Source organism: Raoultella sp. (assembly GCF_039594335.1).
Lineage (GTDB): Bacteria > Pseudomonadota > Gammaproteobacteria > Enterobacterales > Enterobacteriaceae > Klebsiella.
Genome location: NZ_JBCNNS010000222.1, coordinates 1 through 4,415, shown reverse-complemented (window position 1 = coordinate 4,415; position 4,415 = coordinate 1). Strand labels below are relative to the sequence as shown.

The following is a 4,415-nucleotide window of genomic DNA, read 5'->3' as shown; positions in this document are numbered from 1 at the left end:
ATCATTATCGGCCTGAGCGGATTCAATACCGCTTATGTTCTTCAGGGGGCGCTGTTGGTGGCGCTGGCGGCGATTATCGTCGACCGCGGTTTTGAACGATTGAACCGACGAGTCAGCCGACACCACCGCGCACAATAAACGAGTAACCGGCCAGCATGACACCGCCGATGCCGCTGATGGCCATGAATAAGAAGAGGGTGATAACCGCAATTTTCGCTGGCTTCATAATAGGCTCCTGATGTTAACGGAGGGATTATACGGTGAAGCACAGGTGTTAATGAAACATTAATTGCTATTTAGCCAGATAACGTGCCCCTGCTGCTGCCAGGCCATGAGTTGCTCCTGCTGCGCGAGGGTCGGGGTTTCGCCGCACCATATCAGTAGGGTGCTGTCAGGAAACAGGTCGGGGCGAATCTGCGTCAGAGAGTGGGGGAGGACATCGACTCGCCAGCCTTGTTCGCAGGCGATCCAGCCCTCCAGCCACAGCCGCGTGGTGTCGTTGACATTCCAGCCGAGCACCAGCGCATGGCTGCCCGGACGTTTCCTGGCGCTGGCCAGGCTATGCGCGACATGGCTGATCAGAATTCCGTCGAGGATGCTGCGTAACGCGGTAAGCGTCGGCTGTGGGCTGAGCAGACGATGGCGTAAGGGGATAAACAGATGGTTGACCAGCGTCAGCGCGGTATAACTGTGGCTGCGCTCTTTGATCCACAGCCGTAAACGGTGGTAGCTGCCGTCGTGGAGATACCCCAGCAGAATCTCCTGTTGCTCCCGCCAGCCGCCTTCTTCTCCACTCGTGTTGTCGTTAAGCAAGGTTTTGACCTTACCCACCTGAACGCCGGAATCAATCCAGCGCTTAATCTCGCGGATACGGTCAATTTCCTGCTCGCTAAACAGGCGATGACCTCCGTTGGTGCGCTGCGGTTTCAGCAATCCATAGCGTCGTTGCCAGGCGCGAAGCGTTACGGGATTGATATCACAGAGCTGAGCCACTTCACCAATCGTATAAAGCGCCATATATTCCCTCCCGCAAAGTCTCCCCTATAACTGTAGAAGCTGTTTGCATAAGAGGGAATTTTTGATCATTTTTTGTTCGTTTCGTCGATAGGGGCGGACAAGAAGTGTGATCCTGACCATGATTTGTGATTTTCTTGTAGCGCTTCAAAGAAAGTAATGACCCGGCAGTGTATGTTACGCGCTTTCGAGTGAAGCGTGGTCTGCGGGTATGTACGAGTTTAATCTGGTGTTGCTGCTGCTTCAGCAGATGTGCGTGTTTTTGGTCATTGCGTGGCTAATGAGCAAGACGCGGCTGTTCATCCCGCTGATGCAGGTTACCGTTCGTCTACCGCATAAGCTGCTGTGCTACGTGGCCTTCTCCATTTTCTGCATCATGGGGACCTATTTTGGTCTGCATATCGAAGACTCCATCGCCAATACCCGCGCCATCGGTGCAGTGATGGGCGGTCTGCTCGGCGGTCCGGTCGTCGGCGGACTGGTGGGGCTGACCGGCGGTCTGCATCGCTACTCGCTCGGCGGCATGACGGCATTAAGCTGCATGGTTTCCACGATTGTCGAGGGGCTGTTAGGGGGCCTGGTCCACAGCGTGCTGGTCAAGCGCGGGCGCCCGGATAAGGTCTTCAGCCCGTTCACCGCCGGCACGATCACTTTTTTTGCCGAGCTGGTGCAGATGATGATCATTTTGCTGATCGCCCGCCCGTTTCAGGACGCTCTGCATCTGGTGCAAAGCATTGCCGCGCCGATGATGGTCACCAACACCGTTGGCGCCGCGCTGTTTATGCGTATCCTGCTGGATAAGCGGGCGATGTTTGAGAAGTACACCTCGGCGTTTTCCGCCACCGCGCTTAAAGTGGCGGCCTCGACCGAGGGGATCCTGCGCCAGGGGTTCAACGAAGAGAACAGTATGAAGGTCGCGCAGGTGCTTATTCAGGAGCTCGATATCGGCGCGGTAGCCATCACCGATCGCGACAAGCTGCTGGCGTTTACCGGTATTGGCGACGACCACCATCTGCCAGGCAAACCTATCTCTTCATCCTATACGCAAAAAGCGATTGATAGCGGCGAAGTGGTGTATGCCGACGGCAATGAGGTCCCTTACCGCTGTTCAATTCACCCCAACTGCAAGCTGGGGTCAACGTTGGTTATCCCGCTGCGCGGCGAAAATCAGCGGGTAATCGGTACGATCAAGCTGTATGAAGCGAAAAACCGCCTGTTCAGCTCTATCAACCGCACGCTCGGGGAGGGGATCGCCCAACTGCTGTCGGCACAAATCCTCGCCGGGCAGTATGAGCGGCAGAAGGCGCTGCTGACGCAATCGGAGATCAAGCTGCTCCATGCGCAGGTGAATCCCCATTTTCTGTTTAATGCCTTGAATACCCTGAAGGCAGTGATTCGACGCGACAGCGATCAGGCCGGGCAACTGGTGCAGTACCTGTCGACCTTTTTCCGCAAGAATTTGAAGCGGCCGTCGGAGTTTGTGACGCTGGCGGATGAGATTGAGCACGTGAATGCCTATCTGCAAATTGAGAAAGCGCGTTTCCAGGCCAATTTACAGATTCAGATGCTGGTGCCCGATACGCTGGCCCACCATCAGCTGCCGGCGTTTACCCTGCAACCGATTGTTGAAAACGCCATTAAACACGGCACTTCACAGCATCTCGGGGTAGGGGAAATTACCATTCGTGCCAGCCAGCACGAGCGCTGGCTGCAATTAGATATTGAGGATAACGCCGGCTTGTACCAGGACAATCCCAACGCCAGCGGGCTGGGAATGAGCCTGGTTGACCGCCGGTTACGGGCGCGCTTCGGCGCCGACTGCGGCATTACCGTGACCTGTGAAGCGGAACGTTTCACCCGCGTCACGCTGCGACTGCCTCTGGAGGAGAACGCGTGTTAAAAGTGTTGATAGTTGATGATGAACCGCTGGCACGAGAAAATCTGCGGGTTTTGCTGGAATCCGCCCGCGACATTGAGATTGTCGGGGAGTGCGGCAACGCGGTTGAAGCAATTGGCGCGGTGCACAAACTGCGCCCTGACGTCCTGTTTCTCGATATTCAGATGCCGCGGATCAGCGGCCTGGAAATGGTCGGCATGCTCGATCCTGAACACCGGCCTTACATCGTGTTTCTGACCGCTTTTGACGAGTATGCGGTGAAGGCGTTCGAAGAGCATGCGTTTGATTATCTGTTGAAACCCATTGAGGCAACGCGGCTGGAGAAGACCCTGGCACGCCTGCGTCAGGAGCGCAGCCTGCAGGATATCTCGCTGCTCGACGATACCCAGCAGGCGCTGAAATATATTCCCTGCACCGGCCACAGCCGGATCTGGCTGCTGCAGATGGAGGATGTCGCTTTTGTCAGCAGCCGGATGAGCGGAATTTATGTTACCGACCGCGAGGGGAAGGAGGGGTTCACGGAGCTGACCTTACGCACCCTCGAGAGCCGGACGCCGCTGCTGCGCTGTCATCGGCAGTATCTGGTGAATATGGCCCACCTGAAAGAGATTCGCTTTGAGGAAAACGGTCAGGCGGAGCTGCTGATGCGGGCCGGACAAACGGTGCCGGTGAGCCGTCGCTACCTAAAAAGTCTGAAAGAGGCGATTGGTCTGTAAAACGACGGAATCATGGTAGACTTAGCGCCAGCATTTTTCATCATGAAGGCATTATGATCAGTAACGATATCTTACGTAGCCTGCGCTACATCCTGAAAACCAATAATAGCGACCTGGTGCGCATTTTTGCGCTCGGCGATTCCGTCGTCAGCGCAGAGCAGCTAGTACCATGGCTGAAAAAGGAGGACGAAGAGGGCTTCCAGCGCTGCCCGGACATTATGCTGTCGATCTTCCTCAACGGCCTGATCTATGACAAACGCGGCAAAGATGAAGCGGCCCCGCCGCTGGTGGTCGAGCGTCGGGTGAATAACAATATCGTACTGAAAAAGCTGCGCATCGCCTTTTCGCTGAAGAGCGATGATATCCTCGCCATTCTGACTCAGCAGAAGTTTCGCGTTTCCATGCCGGAAATCACCGCCATGATGCGCGCGCCGGATCATAAGAATTACCGCGAATGCGGTGACCAGTTCCTGCGCTATTTCCTGCGCGGTCTGACTGAGCGCGTCCACGCTAAGCCCTGAATTTACCCCCGTTTCACTCCCGGCTTGTGCTGCCCTTAGCCGGGCTACGGGTTACAGCCGTCTGCGGCCGGTAGCCCGGCTAAGGCGTTTACGCCGCGACCCGGGAAAGCCCCTTCAGGTTATCTTCCCGGCTTGCGCTGTGCTCAGCCGGGCTACGGGTTACAGCCGTCTGCGGGCCAGTAGCCCGGGTAAGGTGTTTACGCCGCGACCCGGGAATATTCTCCGGTCTATTTCACTTCCTGGAACCCCTGCTCTTTGAGCAATTTC

Annotated in this window: 5 protein-coding genes and 1 pseudogene; 4 read left to right on the top strand and 2 right to left on the bottom strand. The window is 56.2% G+C overall.

Features of this window, described 5'->3' with window-relative positions:
- A pseudogene (locus tag ACZAHD_RS21820) lies at positions 1-138 on the top strand (ABC transporter permease); the annotation flags it as partial.
- Here ACZAHD_RS21820 and ACZAHD_RS21815 read toward each other — a convergent pair.
- Positions 113-226, bottom strand: coding sequence for a protein YohO (locus tag ACZAHD_RS21815; protein WP_004103838.1), 114 nt, complete (start codon positions 224-226; stop codon positions 113-115). The pseudogene ACZAHD_RS21820 and the gene ACZAHD_RS21815 overlap by 26 nt on opposite strands.
- Before the next feature lie 59 nt (positions 227-285).
- Complete coding sequence (locus tag ACZAHD_RS21810) at positions 286-1,017, bottom strand: MerR family transcriptional regulator (protein ID WP_462458600.1); 732 nt, start codon at positions 1,015-1,017, stop codon at positions 286-288.
- 208 nt (positions 1,018-1,225) lie between these two features.
- Here ACZAHD_RS21810 and ACZAHD_RS21805 point away from each other — a divergent pair, with 208 nt between their 5' ends.
- From ACZAHD_RS21805 to ACZAHD_RS21795, 3 genes are read left to right on the top strand one after another with little or no spacing between them, the layout of a single operon-like run.
- Positions 1,226-2,914, top strand: coding sequence for a LytS/YhcK type 5TM receptor domain-containing protein (locus tag ACZAHD_RS21805; RefSeq protein WP_462458599.1), 1,689 nt, complete (start codon positions 1,226-1,228; stop codon positions 2,912-2,914).
- Positions 2,908-3,627: a two-component system response regulator BtsR gene (gene btsR / locus ACZAHD_RS21800; protein WP_462458598.1), complete on the top strand. Its 720-nt coding sequence runs from the start codon at positions 2,908-2,910 to the stop codon at positions 3,625-3,627. Before ACZAHD_RS21805 ends, btsR begins: the two co-directional genes overlap by 7 nt.
- A 53-nt stretch (positions 3,628-3,680) precedes the next feature.
- The gene (locus ACZAHD_RS21795) at positions 3,681-4,148 is read left to right on the top strand and encodes a YehS family protein (RefSeq protein WP_462458597.1); all 468 of its coding nucleotides are present in this window, start codon (positions 3,681-3,683) and stop codon (positions 4,146-4,148) included.
- The last annotated feature ends 267 nt before the right edge of the window (positions 4,149-4,415 follow it).